The 24,025-nt window shown below is 61.0% G+C and carries 25 protein-coding genes; 13 read left to right on the plus strand and 12 right to left on the minus strand.

What is annotated here, in order from left to right:
* Positions 1 to 28 precede the first annotated feature (28 nt).
* From KKY_RS01610 to ugpC, 6 genes are read left to right on the plus strand one after another with little or no spacing between them, the layout of a single operon-like run.
* Positions 29 to 934 (plus strand): ABC transporter permease subunit, encoded by a 906-nt coding sequence (locus KKY_RS01610; RefSeq protein WP_041528980.1) that lies wholly within the window; start codon positions 29 to 31, stop codon positions 932 to 934.
* A gap of 2 nt (positions 935 to 936) precedes the next feature.
* Positions 937 to 1,860, plus strand: coding sequence for an ABC transporter permease subunit (locus KKY_RS01615; RefSeq protein ID WP_014129530.1), 924 nt, complete (start codon positions 937 to 939; stop codon positions 1,858 to 1,860).
* 22 nt (positions 1,861 to 1,882) lie between these two features.
* A complete protein-coding gene (locus KKY_RS01620) occupies positions 1,883 to 2,626 on the plus strand; it encodes a glycerophosphodiester phosphodiesterase family protein (RefSeq protein ID WP_014129531.1) in 744 nt (247 codons plus the stop codon).
* 29 nt (positions 2,627 to 2,655) lie between these two features.
* On the plus strand, positions 2,656 to 4,185 hold the full coding sequence (locus tag KKY_RS01625; RefSeq protein WP_014129532.1) for an alkaline phosphatase D family protein: 1,530 nt from the start codon (positions 2,656 to 2,658) through the stop codon (positions 4,183 to 4,185).
* Positions 4,182 to 4,862, plus strand: coding sequence for an HAD family hydrolase (locus tag KKY_RS01630; protein WP_014129533.1), 681 nt, complete (start codon positions 4,182 to 4,184; stop codon positions 4,860 to 4,862). Before KKY_RS01625 ends, KKY_RS01630 begins: the two co-directional genes overlap by 4 nt.
* An 18-nt stretch (positions 4,863 to 4,880) precedes the next feature.
* A complete protein-coding gene (ugpC, locus tag KKY_RS01635; protein WP_014129534.1) occupies positions 4,881 to 5,933 on the plus strand; it encodes a sn-glycerol-3-phosphate ABC transporter ATP-binding protein UgpC in 1,053 nt (350 codons plus the stop codon).
* A gap of 3 nt (positions 5,934 to 5,936) precedes the next feature.
* Here the strand turns inward: ugpC and KKY_RS01640 are convergent, their stop codons facing one another.
* The 7 genes from KKY_RS01640 to KKY_RS21020 all read right to left on the minus strand — a co-directional run bounded on the left by KKY_RS01640 (position 5,937) and on the right by KKY_RS21020 (position 10,979).
* Positions 5,937 to 6,779 (minus strand): intradiol ring-cleavage dioxygenase, encoded by an 843-nt coding sequence (locus tag KKY_RS01640; RefSeq protein ID WP_014129535.1) that lies wholly within the window; start codon positions 6,777 to 6,779, stop codon positions 5,937 to 5,939.
* A 10-nt stretch (positions 6,780 to 6,789) separates the two neighbouring features.
* Complete coding sequence (locus KKY_RS01645; protein WP_014129536.1) at positions 6,790 to 7,863, minus strand: maleylacetate reductase; 1,074 nt, start codon at positions 7,861 to 7,863, stop codon at positions 6,790 to 6,792.
* Positions 7,864 to 7,869: 6 nt separating this feature from the next.
* Positions 7,870 to 8,493: a nuclear transport factor 2 family protein gene (locus tag KKY_RS01650; RefSeq protein ID WP_014129537.1), complete on the minus strand. Its 624-nt coding sequence runs from the start codon at positions 8,491 to 8,493 to the stop codon at positions 7,870 to 7,872.
* A 1-nt stretch (position 8,494) separates the two neighbouring features.
* The gene (locus KKY_RS01655) at positions 8,495 to 9,079 is read right to left on the minus strand and encodes an NADPH-dependent FMN reductase (protein WP_041528514.1); all 585 of its coding nucleotides are present in this window, start codon (positions 9,077 to 9,079) and stop codon (positions 8,495 to 8,497) included.
* A gap of 62 nt (positions 9,080 to 9,141) precedes the next feature.
* Entirely contained in the window at positions 9,142 to 10,107 is a 966-nt protein-coding gene (locus KKY_RS01660) for a tripartite tricarboxylate transporter substrate-binding protein (protein WP_014129539.1), read from the minus strand.
* A gap of 114 nt (positions 10,108 to 10,221) precedes the next feature.
* Positions 10,222 to 10,662, minus strand: coding sequence for an IclR family transcriptional regulator (locus KKY_RS20740; protein WP_420864532.1), 441 nt, complete (start codon positions 10,660 to 10,662; stop codon positions 10,222 to 10,224).
* Entirely contained in the window at positions 10,605 to 10,979 is a 375-nt protein-coding gene (locus tag KKY_RS21020) for a helix-turn-helix domain-containing protein (protein ID WP_202945634.1), read from the minus strand. Before KKY_RS21020 ends, KKY_RS20740 begins: the two co-directional genes overlap by 58 nt.
* A gap of 91 nt (positions 10,980 to 11,070) precedes the next feature.
* Here KKY_RS21020 and KKY_RS01670 point away from each other — a divergent pair, with 91 nt between their 5' ends.
* Both KKY_RS01670 and KKY_RS01675 read left to right on the plus strand, forming a co-directional pair.
* Entirely contained in the window at positions 11,071 to 11,526 is a 456-nt protein-coding gene (locus KKY_RS01670; protein WP_014129541.1) for a tripartite tricarboxylate transporter TctB family protein, read from the plus strand.
* Positions 11,526 to 13,259 carry a tripartite tricarboxylate transporter permease gene (locus tag KKY_RS01675; RefSeq protein WP_014129542.1) on the plus strand — a complete coding sequence of 578 codons (1,734 nt, stop codon included), beginning with the start codon at positions 11,526 to 11,528 and terminating at the stop codon, positions 13,257 to 13,259. Before KKY_RS01670 ends, KKY_RS01675 begins: the two co-directional genes overlap by 1 nt.
* Here KKY_RS01675 and KKY_RS01680 read toward each other — a convergent pair.
* The 4 genes from KKY_RS01680 to KKY_RS01695 all read right to left on the minus strand — a co-directional run bounded on the left by KKY_RS01680 (position 13,143) and on the right by KKY_RS01695 (position 18,687).
* The gene (locus KKY_RS01680) at positions 13,143 to 14,180 is read right to left on the minus strand and encodes a helix-turn-helix domain-containing protein (RefSeq protein ID WP_139304946.1); all 1,038 of its coding nucleotides are present in this window, start codon (positions 14,178 to 14,180) and stop codon (positions 13,143 to 13,145) included. The two genes, KKY_RS01675 and KKY_RS01680, sit on opposite strands and share 117 nt — an antisense overlap.
* 249 nt (positions 14,181 to 14,429) lie before the next feature.
* A complete protein-coding gene (locus tag KKY_RS01685; protein ID WP_276324464.1) occupies positions 14,430 to 15,362 on the minus strand; it encodes a bile acid:sodium symporter family protein in 933 nt (310 codons plus the stop codon).
* A 160-nt stretch (positions 15,363 to 15,522) separates the two neighbouring features.
* Positions 15,523 to 16,404 carry a substrate-binding periplasmic protein gene (locus KKY_RS01690; protein WP_014129544.1) on the minus strand — a complete coding sequence of 294 codons (882 nt, stop codon included), beginning with the start codon at positions 16,402 to 16,404 and terminating at the stop codon, positions 15,523 to 15,525.
* A 90-nt stretch (positions 16,405 to 16,494) separates the two neighbouring features.
* On the minus strand, positions 16,495 to 18,687 hold the full coding sequence (locus KKY_RS01695; RefSeq protein ID WP_014129545.1) for an outer membrane protein assembly factor BamB family protein: 2,193 nt from the start codon (positions 18,685 to 18,687) through the stop codon (positions 16,495 to 16,497).
* A gap of 238 nt (positions 18,688 to 18,925) precedes the next feature.
* On the opposite strand from KKY_RS01695, the gene KKY_RS19345 reads away from it, so the two are divergent.
* The 3 genes from KKY_RS19345 to KKY_RS01710 all read left to right on the plus strand — a co-directional run bounded on the left by KKY_RS19345 (position 18,926) and on the right by KKY_RS01710 (position 20,418).
* Positions 18,926 to 19,564, plus strand: a complete 639-nt coding sequence (locus KKY_RS19345; protein ID WP_014129547.1) for a zinc metalloprotease — start codon at positions 18,926 to 18,928, stop codon at positions 19,562 to 19,564.
* A gap of 96 nt (positions 19,565 to 19,660) precedes the next feature.
* Complete coding sequence (locus KKY_RS01705) at positions 19,661 to 20,026, plus strand: hypothetical protein (protein WP_041528516.1); 366 nt, start codon at positions 19,661 to 19,663, stop codon at positions 20,024 to 20,026.
* A 92-nt stretch (positions 20,027 to 20,118) separates the two neighbouring features.
* Positions 20,119 to 20,418 (plus strand): hypothetical protein, encoded by a 300-nt coding sequence (locus KKY_RS01710; RefSeq protein WP_014129549.1) that lies wholly within the window; start codon positions 20,119 to 20,121, stop codon positions 20,416 to 20,418.
* A gap of 30 nt (positions 20,419 to 20,448) precedes the next feature.
* Here the strand turns inward: KKY_RS01710 and KKY_RS01715 are convergent, their stop codons facing one another.
* Entirely contained in the window at positions 20,449 to 21,372 is a 924-nt protein-coding gene (locus KKY_RS01715) for a LysR family transcriptional regulator (protein WP_014129550.1), read from the minus strand.
* Positions 21,373 to 21,472: 100 nt separating this feature from the next.
* Here KKY_RS01715 and KKY_RS01720 point away from each other — a divergent pair, with 100 nt between their 5' ends.
* Positions 21,473 to 22,669 (plus strand): acyl-CoA dehydrogenase, encoded by a 1,197-nt coding sequence (locus KKY_RS01720; protein ID WP_014129551.1) that lies wholly within the window; start codon positions 21,473 to 21,475, stop codon positions 22,667 to 22,669.
* Between the two features lie 104 nt (positions 22,670 to 22,773).
* The gene (locus tag KKY_RS01725) at positions 22,774 to 23,922 is read left to right on the plus strand and encodes a CaiB/BaiF CoA transferase family protein (protein WP_014129552.1); all 1,149 of its coding nucleotides are present in this window, start codon (positions 22,774 to 22,776) and stop codon (positions 23,920 to 23,922) included.
* Positions 23,923 to 24,025 lie beyond the last annotated feature (103 nt).

Genomic DNA, 24,025 nt, shown 5'->3' on the forward strand with positions numbered 1-24,025 from the left:
CGACGCCCGCCGCCTGTTCGAAAGGCTCATGCGGTCCAGCGAAGACGGCCTCAAGCGCGCGCATTTCAAGAACCACTGGTTGGCCGCGGCGCTGCTCTCGCCGCAACTGATCATCCTCTTGTTTTTCTTTTTCATTCCCTCCTGGAAAGCGCTTTCGCTCGCTTTCGTCCAGGTCGATCCCTTCGGCGGCAAATCGCTGTTTGTCGGCTGGCGCAACTTTACGGAGCTGTTCGCCAGCGAATCCTATCGCAACAGCGCATGGCTGACCTTCTGGTTCACCATCGTCCAGAACATCGCGACGCTCGCATTGGCCGGGGCCCTGGCCTTTGCCACCGACCACATCATTCGCGGCCGCTTCGCCTATCGCAGCATCCTGTTGCTGCCCTACGCCATTGCGCCGGTGATCTCAGGCGCCATCTGGGCTTATCTGTTCAACCCGACTGTCGGCCCCGTTGCCATGGGCATCCACGCCATGGGCCTGCCCTGGGACCCGAACCTGCGCTCGGGCGACGCGCTGATCCTGATCACCATTTCGGCGGTCTGGAAGCACATCTGCTACGATTACATATTCCTCGTGGCCGCCATGCTGGCCGTGCCGCAATCCCTGCGCGAGGCAGCCGCCATCGACGGCGCCGGCCAGCTCAAGCGGTTCTTCACCATCTCGCTGCCCCTCATCACGCCCACGATCATGTACCTGTTCATCATCAACATGGTCTATGGGCTCTTCGACACCTTCCCGATCATCGATGCGGTGACCAGCGGCGGGCCTGCCGGCTCGACCACAACGCTGGTCTACAAGGTCTATCAGGATGGCTTCGTCATGCTCAATCTGGGCTCTTCGGCCGCCCAGTCGGTGATCCTGATGATCCTCGCGGTCACCTTCACCGTGCTCCAGTTCCGCGCCATGGACCGCAAGGTCAACTATCAGGTTTAGCCATGATCGAGCGTAGTCCCACCCTCACTGTCATTTGCCACATCATCCTGATCGTCGGCGCGATCATCGTTTGCGCGCCGCTCTATTTCGCCTTCGTGGCCGGCTCGCACACCGGGCAGGCCATCCAGCAGGTTCCGATGCCGGTGCTGCCCGGGGAGATGTTCTTTGAAAACCTGGCCATTGCGTGGGAAACCGCCGATTTCGGGCAGTCCTTCCTCAACACGCTGATCGTGACCACCGGCATCGTCGTGGGCAAGATCATCCTGTCGATCCTTGCCGGCTTTGCCATCACCTATTTCCGGTTTCCCTTCCGGCTGACCGCCTTCTGGCTGATCTTCATGTCGCTCATGCTGCCGGTCGAGGTGCGCATCCTGCCAACCTATGAATCGGTGGCCGACGTGGCCGGGCCGATCCGCTGGTTGATGGACACAACCGGCATCTCGTTTCTGATCGAAATGCTCACCGGATACACCGTCGATGCACGCTTTAACTGGAACCTGGTCAACACCTATCCGGGCCTGACGCTGCCGCTCATCGCGTCGGCAACGGCGGTGTTCCTGTTCCGGCAATTTTTCATGACCGTGCCCGAAGATCTGTGCGAGGCCGCCAAGCTCGACGGCACCACGCCCATGAAATTCCTGCGCGATATCCTGCTGCCTCTTTCGCTCCCCAACATCGCCGCGCTGGCCATCATCCTCTTTGTCTATGGCTGGAACCAGTATCTCTGGCCCCTGCTGTTCACGACGCAAAAGGACATGATGACCGTCATCATCGCCCTCAAGGGCCTGATGCCCGGACCAAACGATCCCGCAGCGTGGTGGAGCTACGCCATGGCAGCCTCGTTTGTCGTCATGCTCCCCCCAACTTTCGTCATTCTCGTCCTCCAGCGCTGGTTCGCCAGAGGGCTGGTGGATTCGGGAAAATAATTTCAACCCAAAGGTTCTCAAAATGACTCAGATCGTAGGCCATCGCGGTGGTCGCAATCTCTGGCCGGAAAATTCGCTCACCGGATTTCGCAACGTGCTCGGCACGGGCGTGGATGCCGTCGAATTTGACGTGCATCTTTCCGATGCGGGCGAACTTCTGGTGATCCATGACGCCACTCTCGAACGCACGGCGGAGGGAACAGGGCAGGTTCGCTTCGTAACCCCCCAACAGCGCCGCACGATGCGTCTAAAGGACAGTCCCGATACCCTGCCCACCCTGGCCGAAGTGCTTGAAGTGCTGGCCGAAGGCAATTGCCATCTGCATGTCGAACTCAAATCCGACGAAGCCGGTGTCCCTTATCCTGGCCTCCCCGAGCGGGTTGCCGCTACGCTGACCCGGTTCGGGCTGACCGGCCGGAGCCATATGACCAGCTTCAACCTCGAGGTGCTGGACGCCTGCAAGGCTGCCGCGCCAGCCATTCCGCGGCTCTGTTCAATCAACCACAAATCGGCCCAAACGCTCGGCCTCGAGCAAACGCTGCGGGCGGCTTTGGATCGTGCCGACATCATTGCCATCGAAAAATCCCTGCTCGCTGAACACTGGGATACGGTTCTCGCCACCGTGCCGCTTGAGCACCTTGGTGCCTGGGTGCCCAATACCGAACAGGACATCGCGTTCTGGCTCGGGCGCCGCACCGGCTATCTGACCTCGGACGATCCGGTGCTCGCCCTGTCGGTCCGCGATCGGCTTGCCCTTTCGGCCTGAAAACCGACAGCAATTGTGTGGAGACCTTCGTGCCCTTATTGAACCGCCGCCTTTTTCTCGGCACCGGCCTGGCCGCCGCCGCTATTTGGCCAAGCCTTGGAAGCGCGCGTGCGCAGACTTTCGATACCGATCCGTTTGCGCTCGGCGTGGCGTCCGGCTGCCCGACCCCCGACGGCGTCATCCTCTGGACGCGGCTGATCTTTCCGGTCGAGCCCGTCCCGCTTGCCGATCCTTTCGCGCCGATCCCGGAAATCACCATTTCCCCCATGGATGTCTTCTGGGAAGTGGCCGAGGACGAAGCATTTTCGCGGCCGGTGCGCTCCGGCATCTATCGGGCGGTGCAGGACTGGGGCCACTCGGTGCATGTGGCGGGGGCCCGCCTTGAGGCCGACCGCTGGTATTTCTATCGCTTCCGCTGCGGCAATGCCGAAAGCCGGGTCGGACGCACCCGCACCGCGCCTTCGGTTGACGCGACCAACGACCGTTTCACCTTCGCCTTTGCGTCATGCCAGCAATATGAGCAGGGCTATTACAGCGCTTATCGCGACATGGCCCAACGCGACCTCGATCTCGTCGTTCATCTGGGCGATTATATCTACGAAGTCAGCTACGGCGCCCATCTGGTGCGCCGGCACGGCAATGGTTGGCCGCCAACCCTTCTGGGCGAATACCGCGACCGCCATGCCCAGTACAAATCCGATCCCGACCTGCAGGCGGCCCACGCCAATTTCCCCTGGCTGGCCGTCTGGGACGACCATGAGGTCATCAACAACTACGCCAATGACGACGCCCCCAATGTCATAGGTGGAGACAAGTTCCTGCGCCAGCGGGCTGCCGCCTACCAGGCCTGGTACGAGCATATGCCCGTTCCGCCCCTAGCCAGCCGCGACTTTTCCAATTTCAAGATCTATGGCCGGCATGGGTTCGGGCAGTTGCTTGATATCGCCATGCTCGACACCCGCCAATACCGCTCGGCGCCGCTCGAAGGCCCCGATGGTCCGCCCCAGCGCACCATGCTCGGCGACGCGCAGGAAGCCTGGGTCGACGCAACCCTCGATGCCTCGAAAGCCAAATGGACGATCATCGCCCAGCAGACGCTGCTCTCCGAACGCGACACAAAGGCGGGAAACGCAACTGGCTACAACCTCGATGGCTGGGACGGATACCGCTCGGCCCGCACCCGGCTGCTCGATTCGGTCCGCGCCTCGGGCACGGCCAATCCGCTGGTTATCGGTGGCGATCTGCATGCGTTTTATGCCGCCGACGTCAAAGAGGATTTCGCAAATCCTGAAAGTGCCACCCTCGCCACCGAATTTGTGACCGGGTCGATCACCTCCGATGGACCATCCCAAGCAAGCATTGCGACGGCGTTGGCCGAAAACCCGCATCTCAAATTCGCCAGCGGCCGCGAGCATGGCTACGCCATTCTCTCGCTCTCGCCCCAGAAGGCGCAGGCCGATTTCGTCGCTGTGTCCGACCGCAAGGACCCCAACGCCAGCGCCGCGATCTTTCAGAGCTTTGCCGTGCTTGATGGAATGGCGGGAGTGAACCGCCTATGACCCGGCCGCTTGATCTCGTCATTTTCGATTGCGACGGCGTGCTCATCGACAGTGAGCCGATCGCCAGCCGCACGCTGGCCAATTCCCTCAGTGCTGCCGGCCTTTCCATGACCGCCGAAGAAGCCCATCGCACCTTCACCGGCAAGTCCGAAAGCGATCTGCGCTTCTATTTCAAGGCGGCGGGCATCGGCGCGCTCGATACTCTGTTTTCGAACTGGCATTCCGATGTGTATGCGGCGTTTGCGCGGGAATTGCGGGCCATGGCCGGCATAGAACCGCTGCTGCGGGCCCTCGATGTCCCCAAATGCGTTGCCTCCAACAGCACCATGGCCCGCCTTAAAAGGAGCCTGGGGCTGCTTGAGCTATGGGATATTTTTGCCCCCCATATCTTCAGTGCCGAAATGGTAGCCAGACCAAAACCGGCGCCCGATCTGGTCCTCCATTGCCTCGCAGCCTTCGGCGCGCGGCCCGAACGCTCGATTATGATCGATGACAGCCACCACGGCATCCAGGCCGCCCGCGCCGCCGGGGTCCGGGCCATCGGGTTCGTCGATCCCAACGACCCGCGCCCCGACCGTCGTGAAGTCCTGCTTGCGGCCGGCGCTGCCGGCGTGGCCGTGGGCGCCCAGGACCTGGCTGCCCTGATCGTTGCCGATCTGGCACCCTCAACCCTCTAAAGACGGAAAACTGCGAACATGTCGAGCATTGCAATCAACCAGGCCCGGAAAGTCTATTCGGGCAATGTCACGGCCCTGCACGGCATCGACCTCGCCGTCGAGCCGGGGGAGCTCATGGTTCTGGTCGGCCCGTCCGGTTGCGGAAAATCGACGCTTCTGCGGATGATTGCCGGCCTTGAAACCATCACCAGCGGAACCATCGCCATCGACGGGCGCGTGGTCAACGCGGTCGAACCCGCGGCCCGAGACATCGCCATGGTGTTCCAGAACTACGCGCTCTATCCGCACATGTCCGTGCGCGGCAATCTCGAATACGGCCTGAAAAACCGGGGTGTCGGCAAGCAGGACCGCCAGGCTCTCGTGGCCGAAGCTGCCCGCATTCTCGAACTCGAACCCTATCTCGAGCGCCGCCCGGCAGCGCTTTCGGGCGGACAGCGCCAGCGCGTCGCCATGGGTCGCGCCATAGTCCGCAAGCCCCGCGCCTTCCTGTTTGACGAACCCCTGTCCAATCTGGACGCCAAGCTGCGCGGCCAGATGCGGGTTGAAATCCGTCGGTTGCAAAAAACACTCGATACCACAGCGATTTACGTCACCCACGACCAGCTCGAAGCCATGACGCTGGCCGACCGCCTCGTCGTCATGAACGCGGGCAATATCGAGCAGGCCGGAACGCCAACCGAACTCTATGACCGACCTCTAACCACCTTCGTTGCGCGGTTCATTGGCTCGCCGGGCATGAACCTGCTCGATTCTGCAACGCTCGCAGCGCAAGGTTTCCGATTGCCGAATTTCGTGCCGCCGTCCGGTTGCACCATTGGCATCCGTCCCGAAGATATCCTTCTCGGCGACGAAACGGGCGCGGGACTATCTCTGAACGGCCGGATCGAGGCCGTGGAAATACTGGGCAGGGAATCGCTGGTTTATGTGGCCGTAGGCGGGATGGAAGATCTCGTTACCGTAAAGGCGGTCGGCAACCGATGGCACGCCGGGGCCGCCGCGACGCTTCTTCTGCCCCTTGATCACCTCCACTTGTTCGACTCACACAGTGGGCGGCGGCTGGAGGGGTGCTAGGCGCTACCCCTCACGCACCAGCACAAAGTCAAACGTGGATTGCCAGGCAATGTCCGAATCTGGCGTTCGGACGAAGGGCGCCACGAGGGATTTTTTCACACCAAATACGGTGTCGGATTCGAGATAGGGGTCTCCTCCCACAAAGGTGTGGGTGACGAGCTTCTGATATCCAGGGGCGGTGACCAGATAGTGCATATGCGCGGGCCGGTAGGGATGGCGGCCCAGAGCGGCCAGCATCTTGCCCACCGGGCCGTCGTCGGGAATGGGGTAAGACACCGGCTTTATGCCGATGAAATCATAGGTGCCATCCGCCCCGGTAACAAAGACGCCGCGATTGTTCCATTTGGGTTGAATGCCCGGCTGCTGCACATCGTAAAAGCCATCGGCATTGTCGCACCACACATCGATGCGCGCGCCTTCTATGGGCTTGCCGTCAAGGTTGCGTACATGGCCGCTGTAGCGGCAAGGCTCGCCCTTTCCATCCAGGCTGATCGTATCGCCCATCTGCCGCACAGGGGCGCCATCCACGTGAAAGGGGCCGAACACCGTGTTTTCGGTCGCTCCCTCGGGACGGCGATTGTTTATGGCATCGACCAACATGGAAAGACCGAGCGTATCGGAGAGCAGGATGAACTCCTGCCGCTCGCCGCTGCAGATCTGGCCTGTCCGTGTCAGAAAATCGATGCCGACCTCCCATTCGGCCTGGGTGAGTTCGACCTCTTTGGCAAAGGCGTGCAAGTGTTTGACCAGCGATGCCATTATCGTTGCCAGCCGCGCATCGGCCTGAGGGCCTATTCGGGTGTTGACGGCTTCGACCGAATTGTCCTCGGTGAAATATTGCGTCATTTCGTTCTCCTTAGGCTGGAAGGGCCGCGTCCGGCGCCCGGCCGGCCAGCGCATTGGCAAGCATGGTGCGCAGCCTTGTCTCATCGAGCGGGGCCGGATTGGCATAGGGCGAGGCCCGCAATTGGGTGATGACCTCGCCAATGCCGTGCTCTGTCATCCCCAGCGCCGACAGAGCCACCGGGCCGTTCTGGGTTAGCACCATGTCGTAAATCGCCAGTTCCGGCCGCTCCGTACCCATCGCCAATGCAAGGTCGGCATAGGCCCCTGGGGCGGCGTTCTTGTTGTAGGCCAGCACATGGGGCAGCATGATGCAATGGGTTGGCGCATGGGGCAGGTCGAACGTACCGCCCAATACGTGGCAGATCTTGTGATGCAGGCCCATCGTCGTCGCACCCAGACAGGTGCCACAGAGCCAGGCGGCATAGAGCGCCTCGGCGCGCGCCTCCGCATTTGCCGGTTCGGCGTAGAGTTTTGGCAGGGCCCGCATCATCACGCCCACGGCCTCGTATGCCATGAGCCGGATAATGGGTGTGCAATCGGGCGCATAGAGTGCTTCGGCGGCATGGGCCATCGCGTTGACGGCGCTGGTCAGCGTGAAGCTGGCAGGCAGGGAATAGGTCAGTTCGGGATCGTAGAGCACAAGGCCCGGCAAAATGGCGTCGGCCCGACGTGTGGTTTTGCGGGCATTCTCGGTTTCGCCCAGAACCGGTGTCACTTCAGAGCCGGCATAGGTTGTCGGAATGACAAATTGTGGCAGCCCGCTACGCACCGATACCGCCTTGCCCAGCCCGGTCGTCGACCCGCCGCCAATCGCGACAAGACAATCGGCCCGCACCGATTGCGCCAGCGCCATCGTGTCCCGGGTCACCTCCATCGGCGTATGCATGCGCGCCCCTTCGAACACCCCCGCGCAAAGCGGGCCGATTTCATCGGCAATGGATCGACCGAGGTGAGCCTGCTCGGGCGTGGTCAGAACCAGTGCCCGCATGAGGTTCCGCGTTTCGAGAATGGCCTTGAGTTCGTGGCGGCATCCCGCGCCAAACCGAATGGTGGCTGGCAATTGCCGATGGGTGAAACTGAGCATTTTTCCTCAGGCCGAGGCGTGCAGCGGGCTCGCTGCACCCGCAAGCCAGGCTTTGCCCCGACCATAGAGGGCCTCGACTTCCGGCCCGACCAGGCCCGGCATATCTTTCTTCACCGTATAGCCAATGCGGGTCTGGATATATGCCAGGTGACGGTATCCTTGCGGAAATTGCGACAACAGCTCAGGGTCAAGACGGAGCCTGGCAGAGGGATCGACGGGGTCGAGCCGGTCTTTTTCATAGATGGGCTGACGGAGCACCACCCCCCATTTGCCAGCGCGCCTTTCGAGAAAGTCGTAGAAGCGGCCGGTGCAGACCACATCGCACTCCACGCCTTCCACCGGACCGCGTTGCGAAATGGTCATCTTGGTTTGGGCAATCGCGCGCTGGCCTTCCAGGTCGATCGAGCTGCCGCCAAGAAAATGCAGGATGCTGACGCCTTTTTCGAATCCTTCGCGGCTGACCTGAATGAACTCATCGGCACTGCCTTGAAACCAGGTTGCCTGCATGACGCCATCGTCATGCCAGACGGTCCGAAAACGGGTCCAGTCGCCGGCATCGCGCCACACGGCCCAGTTTTCCACCAGGTCGCGAATGGCAATGCGGTCGAGCAGGTCTTGGGAAAAGGTCATGTCAGTCACCCTTGCTGGCCGGGTCACCGACCCGTCTGATGAAATGGGCGAAACCATCGAGCTGGCTGGAAATCATCTTGCGGGTGGTTTCGTCGGTGAGAACGCCGCGCTCGGCGTACACCTTGTCCTTGGCGAAGGACACGAAAACTTCCGGCTTGGTGAAGACAAGCGCCTCGAGAAACACCATGATCTGACGCATGTGATATTGCGAACGTGCCCCACCCAGCATGCCGACGGCTGCCGATTGCAAGGCGACCGGTTTGTATTTGAAGGGCTGGTCGGGCAGGCGCGAGACCCAGTCGATTGCATTCTTGAGCACGCCTGGCACCGAGAAATTGTATTCGGGCGAGATAAAGATCACTCCATCGGCGGCGCGCACCGCATCGCCGAGCGCAACCACCGATGCGGGAAAGCCTCCGCTATTCTGGAGATCGGCATTGTAGAGCGGAATGTCGCCGATCGACGGCGCGTCCAGGATCGTTAATCCATCGGGGGCAAGGTCAGGCAGGGTATTGGCCACCATGCGATTGTATGAGCCCTGGCGAAGGCTGCCGCATATCGTAAGCAGGGTAAGGGGTGTGGGCATGTCGGTCCGCGATTTGTAAAATGGGGGCCGCACCGGCTCGGCGCGGCCCGATCATGTGGAAACTAAAGCTGGTCGATGCCGGCGTTGACGCGCACTTGCTGCCAACGTTCGACTTCCGAGCCGATCTTGGCGGTAAAGCTGGCGGGATCGGTGGACTGGACGATATAGCCGGTCTCTCCCAACTGGGCGATCATGGCCTCGTCTTCCAGCGCCTCGGACACCGCGGCGTTGATCTGCTCGGCCAGCGCTGCATCGGTGCCGGCCGGAACGGCTATGCCATACCATGTGGACACGTCGAAACCGTCAAAGCCGCCTTCCGCCACCGTCGCGACCTCGGGGATCTTGGGATGACGCTGCGCGCTGGTCACGGCCAGTGCCTTGATATCGCCGCTTGTGATCTGTCCGAGCATTGGGGCCAGAACTTCGACTAGCATGTCCACCTCACCGGACAGAACGGCGGCAAGAGCTTCCGGTGTGTTCTGATAGGGGATGTGCATCATGTCGATGCCGGCGGTTTCGGCCAGCAATTCCCCGGCAAAATGCTGGGAGGAGCCCACACCCACACTGGCAAAATTGAGCTCGCCAGGCCGGGCCTGCGACAGGGCAATCAATTCCTCCAGTGTATCGGCTTCGAAATCGGGGCGGGCAATCACCACCAATGGCATGGAAGCGACCTCGGAAATGCCCTGAAAGTCGGCGACCGGATCATAGGGCAGGCTGGCATACATGGCACCGGCAACGGTGTGGCCGTTGGCCATCATGTAAAGGGTGTAGCCGTCGGGGTCTGCGTCGGCGGCGGCTGCGGCGCCGATCGTCCCGCCGGCGCCGGCGCGGTTCTCCACGACCACTGGCTGGCCGACAACGCGTGAGAGCGGGTCGGCGACGATGCGCGCCAGTGTATCAGTGCCGCCGCCTGCGCCATAGGCCACGATCATGTTGACAGGCCGCTCGGGCCAGTCCTGGGCAGACGTCGGCCCAACTAGGATCAGGGCGGCGGCAATCCCCGCTAAAGCTGAAATCGTCTTCATAGTTCCTCCTCTATGACAGAACGGTAGTTTACATATATAAACTGTTCTAATTCATGAACAAAATGGAGGTGGATGCGTCACCTGTCAAGGCAATCATGCGTCAGTTGCATGCGTCTATTGGTTGAGGTCGGCTTCGCAGCGCGCTGCGACCTGGCGCAAATGCTGACGAATGAGGCTGGCCTTTTGCGGATTGAAGCGCGGGCTGGGCAGCGCCACATTGATGGCGCCAATCGTCTTGCCGTCCTGCCTTATGGCTACGCCCAGCCCAACAATTCCGGGCGTATATTCCTCATCGACAAAGCCAAAGCCATCGCTGCGGCTACGCTCGATTTCCCGTATCAGGCGCTCCTGAGACTGGATGGTGTTGGGCGTAAAACTCTCGAACCGGACCCGGGCGAGATAAGCGTCGAGCCATGTGCTATCCTTTTGCGCCAACAAAATTTTGCCGGCCGAAACGGCGTAAAGCGGCGCCAGGTCGCCCAATTGCATCGTGTAGGTCAGGGCATTGCGTCCAGCGCGCGTGGCCACGACTTCGACCTCGTCTCCCTTCTCCACATTGAAACTGCAACTCTCGTTGATGGCATCGCGCAACCCGTCAAGGGCACGTTCGATGATGGCCAGTGACGAGGGGCGGGAGCCGCCGGCCAGGCGTTTGACCGCTGGACCCAGGGGGTATGGGTGCCGTCAGCGTGCAGCGCCACATATCCGCGGTCTTCAAGAGTGCCCAGCAGATGAAACAGGCTGCTTTTGGGGATGTTCAGCGCAGCCGAGATTTCCGTCGCAGTTATGCCAGTTGCGGCGCTTGCAAGCGTTTCGAGAAGGTCGAGGGTGCGATCTGCCGACTTGACTTTTCGGATCGAGCCTTGTTTCATTATATAAACCTGTTCACATTCGTGAACTATCTTTAGCAGATCGGTCCGATGATTCAAGAGGCCGGTGTGTGGCGGGAGGAACCTCCTTGTGATGACTGTAAACCGGCCGAGCGTCGGAAGCTATGTGACGGGCGGCATCACAATATTGGTGGGGCTTCTCGCATTCGCTGAATCACTTCGCTATCCCTTGGGCGCCATGGGCCAGATAGGACCGGCCATATTTCCGATAGGGCTGTCGCTGCTGCTGGCGGCAGCGGGCATCGGTATCATCATTGAGGATGTGCGTAACCGGATCGTGCCCGAGGGGGCGGTGCCGCCGCGCAATATTCTGGCTGTCGTTGCGGGGCCGATGGCGCTGGCGCTTCTGATCGATTCCTTCGGCATGGTGCCCGCCATCTTTGCCGGCGTACTGATTTCGGCTCTGGCCGACCGCGAATTGCGCCTCTGGACTGCTCTGGCTGTCGCTACTGTGCTCGCCGTGGGCTGCACATTGGTGTTCATCACCCTGCTCAAGCTTCCCATCGCCCCGATAGGCTGGCCTTTCTGATGGATCTTCTAAGCAATCTTGCCCTTGGCTTTTCGGTGGCGTTGTCCGCCTCGTCGCTGCTTTATTGCGCGCTCGGCGTGACGCTGGGCATGTTCATCGGTGTTCTCCCCGGCATCGGTCCCCTGGCTACGGTGGGTATGCTGTTGCCCCTGACCTTCTATGCCGGCCCGACCGATGCGATCATCATGCTGGCCGGCATTTATTACGGCTCGATGTATGGTGGTTCCACAGCCTCCATTCTGCTCAACCTGCCCGGAACGGCGGGGGCGGCCGTCACCTGTCTCGATGGTTATCCCATGGCGCGGAAGGGCAGGGCGGGTGTGGCGCTGTTTGCCACGACGATCGCCAGTTTTATCGGCGGGCTGGTGGGCATTCTCATCCTCGCAGCCTTCGCGCCGGTTCTCGCCAGAATTGCCCTGACATTTGGCTCGCCGGAATATTTTGCCCTGATGACTGTGGGTTTGCTGGCTGCGGCTCTGGTTGGCGATGGTTCGCCGAGCCGCTCACTGGCCATGGTGCTCCTCGGACTGCTCCTCGGCATTGTGGGCACCGACGTCAATAGCGGTGTGCGCCGTTTCACCGGGGGCTTTTCCGAGCTGGGTGATGGGCTCAACCTTGTCATCGTTACCACCGGTCTGTTTGGCATTTCCGAGGTCATTGCCAATGCCGGTCGCATCAAGAGCGGCGCCGTTCGGTCGCTCAATGTCACTTGGCGTTCGCTCCTGCCCACGCGAGAAGATTGGAAGCGCTCGGTGGCGCCGCAAATCCGCGGCACCAGCATTGGTGCGCTGCTTGGCATCTTGCCCGGTACCGGCGCCGCACTCTCAACCTTTGTGGCCTATGCCGTCGAAAAACGGGTTTCGCCGCATCGGCAGGATTTGGGAAAAGGTGCAATTGAGGGTGTGGTTGCGCCGGAGGCGGCGAACAATGCCGCCGCGCAGACGGCCTTCATCCCGACCTTGAGCCTTGGCATTCCCGGTGATGCGATCGTAGCGATCATGTTGGGCGCGCTGATCATCCATGGCATCGTGCCGGGGCCGCGCCTGGTGGTGGATCAGCCCGAACTGTTCTGGGGCCTGACGGTCAGTTTCCTTATCGGCAATGTCATGCTGCTGATCCTCAATCTGCCGCTGATCGGCGTCTGGGTCCGTATCCTGTCCATCCCCTATGGCGTGCTCTATCCGGCCATTCTCGTCTTCATCTGCGTTGGCGTGTTTTCCATCCGCAACTCGGTTTTCGATGTCGTGCTGGCAATCGTTTGTGGCGTCGTCGGCTATGGCTTGCGACTGATGCGCTTTTCGCCCGCCCCCATGCTGCTCGGCCTCGTGCTGGGACCGCTGATTGAAACAAATTTGCGCCGCAGCCTGCTCTTGTCACGCGGCGATCCGATGGTTTTCCTCGAACGGCCGGTCAGTGTGACCGTCCTGGGGTTCGGCGTGGCACTGGTGGTTTATTTCTTGTGGAGCGCCGTTGCGCTCAAACGAAAGAGGGCCAAGGCGGTAAGTGACGCCCAGAGCGTGTCCAGCAAAAGTGGAAACGGTTTTGCGGTTCGGACACAGGCTACTCTGACAGCGGGCCAACGGCTCAACACAATGCTTGCCATCCTGGCAAAGCGTTCAGATCTCGCTGAGGCGCATGAGCCAGTCCGAAAACGTCGCTTCGTCACTGTGTGGGGGACGTCCATACTGGGCAGCCGCGCGAGCCTCGCTCGGACTGAAACCGAAGCGGGCTGAAAATTGCCGGTAAAAAGAGCTCAGATTGGTGAATCCGAACTCATAGGCAACTGAACTGATATTTCGGCCGTCATCGGCTCTTACCAGGGCCGAGTAGCACGCGGCGAGGCGCCGATTGCGAACATAGGTTGCAACGCCGCCGTGCTGTTCGAAGAGGTAGAACATTTGGCGGCGTGAAACCCCGACGTTGGCGCAGATGGCATCCGGCGTCAGTCCCGGCCATTGCAGGTTGGCGTTGATGAAACGCCGTGCCCTGTCAAATTGCGCCGCCGCGATTGGCGCCCTGGCAGCCTCGAGCGAGGCTGGATCGTTGATAACCATGGCGCGGATCAGGTGGCCGAATGCATCGTTTAGCGCAGATGCATCGGCCATGGTCAGGCCGTCCGCCCGTGCGATCATCGACAGCATGAAGTCCCGGACAATGTGCGACATTGGCCCCTGGACCAACTGATGGGAACCCCGTTCAAGATGTTCGGCGATGTCCCAATAGTCGTCGCGGGCGAAAAACAGGCTGCTGTAATGGGTGTTGGTCATCGCTCCCGAAAAGGGGGCGGCGTAGGAGTGCAGCAATAGATGGCCGGGCGAGACAGCCACTTCATTGTCATTGTTTTCATAGTTGACCGGCCCTCGTGTGACCACGCTCAAGCACCAGTGATCGAGACCGATCTTGCGCTGAATATCCCGTGTGTAGCTGATGTTCATCGGCGCAAGCTGAAAGGAGGTCATTTGCAGCCGACCCAGGTGATAAGAGGCGGAACTGGCCTTGAACCCTTCCATGGGGGGAGTGACCGGCTCCAGCTCGGCCATGGAGTTGAACGCTCTCCATGCCTCGAACTGTTGTGCCGCCGGAACCGCTTCGGTTGAAAACTTCAGGCTCGGGACCAGCCGGTTCTCATGCGCCTGTGAAATCTGCAAAGTCACCAGTTAAGATCCGTCGCAACTTGAAAAGTCAGGACAAAAGCGTCCTGACTTCAAACCTTCGTGGGTACGGTCAAGTTAAATGGCCCTGACGCGTCAATATCGGTCAACCCTTCATGTGATGCAAGCAAGCCCCGGTGTCCAGCGCCACAAGCTGCACGTTTGGCGGTTATTCCGGCCGGGATTGCGGCGATCTTGGACATGCGGCGAGCGGTGACCGGTTCGCGTGCCGGGGCGGGCAACCGTCGGCATTCACACTGCGGCAGCAGTCTGCCCGGCTGGACCACGCCGCCAGAGCACGAAAGGCATTGTAAGGAACCAGGCGGTTATCGAATAAACGACGGCCGGCAAGGCCGTATCCGGCAAACCGGCGCTGGCGCCCAGAACCAGCAGTCCCACTGTAATCCCCAATGAACCGTTCTGTGTGCCCGACTCGATTGCGATCGTTGTGATGTCCTTGGGGTTGAGCCCGGCCAACCTGCCGCTGACCAGACCAAACCCAAGCAGCGCCGCGTTCAAGACGATGAGCGCAGGTCCCAGCGTCCAGAAGTTCGAAGCGAACGCGCTCCAGTTTTCGATCAGGGCACCCAGGATCATCAGCAAGAACAGCCAGAATGCGATCTGCGAGATTCGGGGAGCCGCTCTGGCCACAAATTGGGGTGTGAGACGGGTCAGTGCCATGCCCAGCCCGACCGGAACGGCAGTCAGCAGGAAAATCTGGACGCTGAGCGCCGTGACGTTGATGGCCGGCGCGTCTGTTCCGAGGAAATGGCGTGCGCTCAAAGCCACGAGGATCGGGAGGCTGATCGCAGCCACCAATGAGATCACCGCGGTCAGTGAGATGGACAGCGGCACATTGCCCCCCGCGTATCGGGATGCAGAATTGGACAAGACGCCCCCCGGGCACCCGGCAAGGATCATTACCCCCAACGCCAACTCGGCGGGCAGGGCGAACAATGTGGCGATGGCAAATGCCGCGGCCGGAACCACGATCAACTGGTTGAATGCGCCGATCGCAAAGGCCCTGGGCTCCGCGGCGATGCGCCAGAAATGCGCGGGCCGCAGGCCAAGGCCGAGGGAAAACATGATGACGGCCAGTATAAGGGGTAGGGCGAACTCGAGAAGCATTGCAGATCCAACGCGTGAAACGTGCTGACTAGCTATCCCAAATGGAGTTGATTGCACAACTCCTCCGGATAAGGGGGCAGCGGTCAATACGTTGACAACGGTCGATCAGGCGGGCGGCAGCCTCACGATCTCCGCATTTGGCCATATCTCGCCACCACCGTCGCCTTGCGTGCAAGCACCCGGTGCCGGGTTGCCCGCTCCATCGGCCCCCTTTGTTCTACTCAAATCCGCCTGGTTGCGCCGGAATGGTATCCAGACCGGCTTCGGCCAATAATGCCGTGATCGTGCCGTCCTCGATCATCAGGGAAATGGCCTCGTCCATCATCGTGCGCAGATAGGCGTTCCGGGCCAGCATCACGCCCCCGATATTCACATTCGCACCGATCCGGCTGTCGAGGGAGCGCGCCAGGATTTCGCCTTCGATGGGGTTTTCTGCCCGAAACTGGGCCAGGCTCGGACCATAGACCACCATTCCGGCAATCGTTCCGTCCAAAAGCCGGGTAATCATCAACTCGGTATCGCCATAAGGCAGCGCCAACAATTGCCTGTCGGTTGGCAGCGTTGCGATATAGCGTCCAAGGGCGGAAAATCCGAACGACCCCACCAGCGCGCCGACCCGCTTGCCACCTTCGATGTCTTCAAGACGTTCGATATTTTCGTCGGCCACCGCCAGTACGTAACTGAAGCCGACATATGGCCGGGTGGAAATGAACTCGACCGGATACATGTTGGCCGCCAGCCCCATGCCCACCATCACGTCACAATCATTGGTTAGGCTGACAAAAAGGTCCTCGGCAGCATACTCGCCCCCGATACCGTAGTCCGACCCCAGCACCGTAAATTCGGCGTTGACGAGCAATTGCTGCGCTGCTGCCTCGGCCAGCGAGCGGTCGAATTCCAATGTCGGTGAGGCTTCATACTGGCAAAAGCGGATCGTGTTTCCCGTCGCCAGGCGCCAGGTTTCGAGCAGTGATTGATCGACATTGTTGCTGACCTGCCCCATGACGGGAACAGCGGTCATCGTCGCGATGGCGCCTGCCAGTACGACACTGAACCATCCGCGAAAAAAGGAGGCGGGCGCGGCTGAGCATTTTTTCATGGTTCGTCTCAAAAACGGGTTTTGGCGGTATGAAAAGCAAGGCCCCGGGAAAGCGTGCTCCCCCGGGGCCCTTTCGAGACTCAGCCTTCGTCAGTCCTGTTCAGGCAGACGGAACACGTGGATCGAATTCCCGCCCAGACGCGGAGAGGCAAGACCCGGCGTAAGGTCGGCATGGGTCTGGTTGCTCTGCCCGGCGGCAATCACGAGATATTGCACGCCGTCGACCTCATAGGTCACGGGCGTACCGCCCACGGGAGCCTGCATGCGCTGCTGCCAGAGCACTTCGCCCGTTTCGTCGTTCATCGCCTTGATGTAGCGATCGGCGTCACCGGCGAAGATGAGCCCGCCCGACGTGGCCAGGATCGAGGAGGTAAAGCGCGGACCTTGCTGGACTTCGAACCCGTCGCTGCCGTCAACGGCGTTGAGGGCATGCAGCGAGCCGACGCCGGTGGCATCGGGGGCCAGGCTGGTGCTGAACGTCTGGTAGAAGCCCATTGCCGTACCTGGCGCCGCCTCGCCGAGTTCGCGCGGAGCGCTTGTCTGGCAGGTGTTGCCGGCGGGCAGGTAGAACAGGCCGGTTTCGGGGCTGTATGCCGTTGCCTGCCAGAGGCGGCCGCCCGGGATAGCCGGACAGAACGTTACGGCTTCACCGAATTCGGTCGGAATGATCTCGGTGTTGGCGGTAACCCGGCCGGTTTCCTGGTCGATGTCGGAAACAACGTTCTGGTAAACCGTCTCTTCGGCCCAGATGAATTCGCCGGTCTCGGCATCGAGCCCGAACGTAATGCCGTTCTTGCCCGGTGTTGTGACGATCATCTTGCGCGTTTCACCATCGACTTCGGCATCGATGATCATCCGCTCGAACGGGGAATCCAGATCCCAGTTGTCGCGCGGCAGGTGCTGGAAGTACCAGACGAGCTCGCCCGTGTCGGCATCGATAGCCAGGGTCGAGTTTGTATAAAGAACGTCGTTGTCACCAGTGCCGCGGGTAATCTCCGCATAGGGGATGGGCATGCCGGTGCCGTAAAACACCATGTTCAATTCGGGATCATAGGACCCCGTTGCCCACGGCGTTGCCCCCCAACGATTTTCCTGCGGGATCCCGCCCCAGCTTTCCTCGAATTCGGGATTGCTTTCGTCGGCAAGCGTATTGAAACGCCACAGCTCTTCCCCGTTCGTCGCGTCGTGAGCCGTTATATAGCAGCCACCGGCGGTGCCCACGATCGAACAGCCCGACGTGCCGGTGAAGATCTTGCCATCGGCGACCAGCGGGCCCGCAGTATAGCTGTAGCCCTTCTCCCAGTCGTTGACCTGCACCTCCCACTCGACCTGTCCGGTCAGCGCGTTCAGCGCAATGAGCTTGGCATCGACGGTGGTCAGGATGACGGTGTCCTCATAGAGGGCCACCGAGTTTTTCTGGCGCATGGCCTGGTTGTTGTGATAGCCGCCCTCGAATTCGGGCCGGCTGTGGGCATAGGACCAGATCAGATCGCCGGTCACGGCATCGAGTGCCTCGACATAATTGTTATTGGTCGCAACGAACATGATGCCGTCATGGATGATCGGCACGACCTCCTGCTGCCCGGCTTCACCGAGAGCCCAGCTCCACACCGGTTCAAGATCCGCAACGGTGTCGCGATTGATCTGATCGAGCGGGCTGTGCCCCCAGTTGTTCACGGTGCGGCGCCATTGCAGCCAGTCCGCGGGATCGGGGTCCAGAAGCATCTCGTCGGTCACCGGCGTGTAATCGCGTTCGGCATCGGAAACCAGCGTCACGACCGAAGGCGGAACCTCCTGCTCGACCGGCTCGGCCGCTGCCTCCTCAGCGGGGGCGTCGTCTGCCGCCGGTTCGTCATCGGCCGGCGCGGCCTCGATGTTGCGCGGATCGATCTGCGCCAGAATTTCCGGATCGGCCGGCAGTTCTTCAGTTCCCACCGGATAGCCGTTCTCGGAAAGCAGATAGGCGACGATGTCAGCATATTGCTGCGGAGGCAGGCTGCCTGGCGCATTGGCCGGCATTGCAGTGGAAATGAAGTTGAAGAACAGCGAAGCATCCGGGTAGCCCTGGATCGATTCGACGATGTCCTGACCGTGGCAGGCCGAGCACTGCTGCGAATAGGTTGTTTCCCCGCGCGCGATCTGTTCTTCGGTGGTGTAGTCCTGGGCATGGACTGCCGTTCCCAGAAGCGAAGCGAGCGTGAGCGTGGTTCCAGACAACAAAAGCTTGAGGCCGAAACCGGATGCCTCCTGCCGTCTTCCGTGGGTGTTGAGCAAGTCAGTCACTTTTCTCTCCCTGATATTTTCCGTCGGTCATGGAGCGCAGGCGGGGCGGGGGCCGGACCTTCGCAAACGACGTTGCCGCAAATTTGGTGGGATTTGAAAGCGAGCGGGGGCTGGCAGTCCAAACCGAACCATCATGACGGGGTTACTTTACACCCGTTTTATGACATTTCCAGACCTTGATCTGTCTTCGTGTTTGCTGCGATGGTCGCCGGGCCATTCCAAGCCGCCGGAAGGCCCGTTGACGGACAAGCTGTGGGGCCAGAACGTGAATTTTCTTCCCGATCTTTCGTTTCAGCGCCTGTTATATCAATTTTGCGCGGCCGTCGTCGTCCTGACCGCCCATGGATATTGTCTTGCCCTTGGTGCCCGTCTGTTGGGCGATCGCGGACCGCAATATGATGGCCGCCTGACCCTTAACCCCTTCAGTCACGCCGAACCGGTTGGCGCGCTGTTGATGATCGCGACGCAGTTGGGCTGGGCCCGCCCCGTCGCGCTCGATCGGGACGCATTGTGGGGAAATCGAATCGGGCCGCTCTTGGTCAGCATCGGTGCTCTTGTTGCCAGTCTGGTGCTCGGATGGTGTTGCTGGCAACTGCGCCCCGTTGTCTTTTCGGCGCTTGGCGGCGGAACGGCGGGAATAACCATTATCGGGCTGCTCGAGACCACGGCGAGGTCGTTCCTGGCTTTCGTTATCATCAACCTGGTCCCGATCCTTCCCTTGAGCGCCGGCCATTTCTGGCTCGGCGTCGCCCCAAATCTGGCCGCTGTGCTCAACCGGAACCGTCTCGTTATATCGATCGTGCTGGCACTCATCTGTCTTATGGGAGCAGGAACCTTCGTCCGCGGCCTTGTTCTGGTGTTTCCCTATTTTGCCTGATCCCATCCGGTCCGTGGCGTCCGGCCTTAACCGCCCTATGGCGTAGCGGCGCCAATGACGATAGGTTGGCGGCCTTGGATATCCGATTGGTCTTGCATGCTGCCAAACCGCGTCTGGGCTAAAGCGCTCATTACAGTGCTGCTGGCAATCGTTCTCGGCCTGCCACTCGGGCACGGCTGGGGTGAGCGTTCGTCATTTGCGATCGCTCTCGATGGCGCACCGCAACTGACCGCCGACCATAGTGAACCCGACAGTGTTCGCCCCGATCCCGTCCAGATCGCATCGATCGTTCGCAACGATGACACTGGCTCTAACGACGGATTTCCACTCGTTCTGTCCCGGCCGGGTTATTTGTCGGTCCGGTCCGGCCTCGCCGATTTCGGGACGTCGGTCTGCACTTTTGCGGTGCCCGACACATGCCTGGTCGGCGCCGCCGCTCCCCGGGCGCCCCCGCAAGCCTGAAGGCGGGTCTGAAAAGGCCCTTTGAACTCAGTTCGAACCTGCATGCCGAGAGCCTCGGCGTGCAGGCCCCCGCTGCTTTTCAGGTGAATTAAATGTCTGATATCTCCGATCCAAGGGCTTCGGCCCTCTCCTATCTGCGTGCGCCGCGTCTGACGCCCGATGACAAGCGGTCGCCACGAAGCGCGTTCTTTCACGCATTGCTCCCTTTCCTCTATTTTACGGTCAATGTCTGGCTGGCCGGGATTGGGCTGGTGTTGTTCTTTACCCTATGGTTTTCGGCTCCACTGGCCCTGATCCTGGCGTTGCTCGCTCTGATCGCTGTGCCCTGCGCCTTGATCAGTTGGGGCATCCTGGTCCGCTGCATCGAGGTGGAGGCGGGGCTCGATCTCTAAAGCGGCACCCGGCCGCCCGGGAGGCAGAACCTATCGGCCCAGCGAAAGATCCGGAGCGCGCCCATCCACGGGCACTTCGGTTCCAAGCCATTCGCGCAGCGCGAGAAGCGGCCGATAGGTTCGACGCGCCGGGGGCCAGGCCAGCCAATACGATCCGGTGCCCGTAACCGCGGGTTCGAGCACGGGGACGAGCCGCCCCGCCGCAATCTCGCCTTGCGCGATATAGTGAGGCAGCAATGCTGCCCCCAGCCCGGCAATCGTCGCCTCGATCATCAGGGCAAACTGATCGAACATCATGCCTGAAACGGGCAGGGGAGCTGCCCCTTGCCCGGCAAACCATGCGTCCCATGCCCGGGGCCGGGTTTCGAGCTGAAAAAGCTGGAGATCGCCCAGATCATGTGGCGTTTCAATAGGATGAGACGTCAGGAGGTGCGGCGCAAGGCAAGCCGTGACGCGCTCATCGAACAGCTTCATATGGTCGGCATCGGGTGCATCTCCGGCGCCGAAATAGATCATCGCATCGAACCGTTCGGCAGTGAAATCGATCGGACGGATACGCGTTGAAAGGTTGAGTGTGACCCCCGGATGTGCTGCCAGAAAATCGCCAAGGCGAGGTGCCAGCCAGCGCGTGCCGAATGCGGGAAGGATGGCCAGCGACAGGGCGCCGCCCCCCAGATCGGCAGCGGTGCGCATCGATGCGCGCTCGATGGCGTCGAGCGCCGCCGCGATATCGCGTGCGTAGTCGATGGCGGCAGGCGTTGGCACCAGCCTCTTGTTCTGGCGCAGAAACAGCGGGCGTCCCAATTGCCCTTCAAGCGATGCAACAAGGCGCGACACCGTGCCCTGCGATAGATCGAGCGCCCTGGCGGCGGCAATCGTTGATCCCGTGCGCTGCACGGCTTCGAAAGCGGCAAGTTGTCCGATTGAGGGCAGGTAACGGCGTTGGCGGCTCATGATCTATGCGTTTTGTGCATCAACTCCAGATCAAATAGGGTTATTTTGGCATCCGGTCCAGTTTTATCATGGCCCAAACCGATATAGCCCCCGAGGACACATGGCCGAAACCCCAGCCCGCAACAGCTTCAACTGGTCCGATCCGTTCCTGCTCGAAGACCAGCTTTCGGCGGAAGAGCGCATGATCCGCGACTCGGCGGCCGCCTTTGCCACAGACAAGCTCGTGCCCCGCGTAACCGACGATTATCTCGAAGAGCGGGTCGATCCGACAATCTTTACCGATTTCGGTGCCGCTGGACTTCTGGGCGCCACGGTTCCCGAGGAATATGGCGGGCTGGGCGCGTCCTATGTCGCCTACGGGCTGATCGCGCGCGAAATCGAGCGCGTCGACTCCGGCTATCGCTCGATGATGAGCGTACAGTCCTCGCTGGTGATGTACCCTATCCTTGCCTATGGCTCTGAAACACAAAAGAAAAAATATCTGCCCAAACTGGCGAGCGGCGAGTGGATCGGTTGTTTCGGGCTTACCGAACCCGACGCCGGTTCCGATCCGGGAGGCATGAAAACCCGCGCCGAAAAGATCGATGGCGGCTATCGCCTGCACGGCTCGAAGACCTGGATTTCCAATTCTCCCATCGCAAATGTTTTCATTGTTTGGGCCAAAAGTGCCGCACATGGCGGCAAGGTTCGCGGCTTTGTGCTGGAAAATGGCACCAAGGGGCTCTCTTCCCCCAAGATCGGTGGAAAGCTCTCCCTGCGCGCCTCGGTCACCGGCGAGATCGTTATGGATGGGGTCGAAGTGGCCGAGGACGCGCTGCTCCCCGCTGCCGAGGGTATGAGCGGGCCGTTCGGCTGCCTCAACCGGGCGCGCTACGGCATTTCATGGGGCGCCATGGGCGCGGCTGAAGATTGCTGGCACCGGGCGCGCCAATACGGCCTCGACCGCAAGCAGTTCGACCGGCCCCTGGCTGCAACCCAGCTCTTCCAGAAAAAGCTCGCCGACATGCAGACCGAAATCGCGCTCGGGCTACAGGCCTCGTTGCGGGTGGGGCGCTTGATGGACGAGGGGCGCTTTGCGCCGGAAATGATTTCCGTCGTCAAGCGCAACAATTGCGGCAAGGCGCTCGACATTGCGCGTTTGGCCCGCGACATGCATGGCGGCAACGGCATCCAGATCGAATATCACGTGATGCGGCACGCCCAGAACCTTGAGACGGTCAACACCTATGAGGGCACCCACGATGTCCACGCGCTCATCCTCGGGCGCGCCCAGACCGGGCTGCAGGCGTTTTACTAGAGCGCTTCCAGCAAAAGTGGTCACCACTTTTGCTGTTCGGAAGCGCGACAAAACAAGGACTTAAAAGCAATTTGAGCGATTCGAAGAAAAGCGAAACTGCTTTGATGCAGCCTGAAAGCCCGCTTGCCGGACTGCGTGTGGTCGAACTGGCCCGGATCCTGGCCGGCCCGTGGCTGGGCCAGACGCTGGCTGATCTGGGTGCTGAGGTCATCAAGGTCGAAAGCCCGGAGGGCGATGATACCCGTCGCTGGGGGCCGCCCTTTATCGAGCGCGACGACGGTCGTGGTGGCACAGAAGAGGTCGCGGCCTATTTTCATGCCACCAACCGCTCGAAGCGCTCGATGATATGCGATTTCCGCGATCCCGCCGACCTCGAACGGCTCAAGGCGCTGATCGCCGATGCCGACGTGCTGGTTGAAAACTTCAAGCTCGGTGGGCTTGCGCGCTATGGCCTCGATTATCCGACACTGGCGGCGATCAACCCGCGCCTCGTTTACGTCTCGATCACTGGCTTCGGCCAGACCGGTCCGCGCGCCAGCCAGCCCGGCTATGATTTCCTCATTCAGGGCATGAGCGGGATCATGGATCTGACCGGCGATCCGGAGGGCGAACCACAAAAAGTGGGGGTTGCCTGGATCGACGTCTTCACCGGCCTGTATGGGGTCATCGGGGTTCAGGCTGCCCTGGCCGAGCGCCAGCGCTCGGGCAGCGGTCAGCACATCGATCTCTCCCTTCTCGATGTGGGGGTGGCGGTTCTGGCCAATCAGGCAATGAATTATCTGGTCTCTGGCAAAAGCCCGTCCCGCATGGGCAACGCCCACCCCAATATCGTGCCCTATCAGGTGTTTCCGGTTGTCGACGGGCACGTCATCATCGCCTGCGGTAATGACAGGCAGTTCCAGTCTCTATGCTCCGTCCTCAAGCTCGTGACCCTCGCGACCGACCCTCGCGCCATGACCAATTCTGATCGCGTGACCAACCGTTCCATGGTCGCGGACCTGTTGGCTGAAGCGATCCGCCCATGGAGAAAGGCAGACCTGATCGAAGCCCTCGAAATCGTCGGCGTGCCCTGTGGGCCGATCAACACCGTTGCCGAAGCCCTCGCTGAGCCCCAGGTCACCGCCCGCGGATTGAAAATCACCCCCGAAGATATTCCCGGCCTGCGAACGCCGCTGAGCTTTTCACGCAGCCCATTGTCGCTCGAGAGAGCGGCACCTGCACTCGGAGGCGGGGCATGGGGCTGGACGAAATAGGGTGTCCTAAAGCGCGTCCAGCAAAAGTGGAAACGGTTTTGCGGTTCGGACACGCGACAAAACAAAGGTTTAGAGCCGGGGATTTGATTCTATCAAATCCTGA

The organism is Pelagibacterium halotolerans B2 (assembly GCF_000230555.1).
Taxonomy (GTDB): domain Bacteria; phylum Pseudomonadota; class Alphaproteobacteria; order Rhizobiales; family Devosiaceae; genus Pelagibacterium; species Pelagibacterium halotolerans.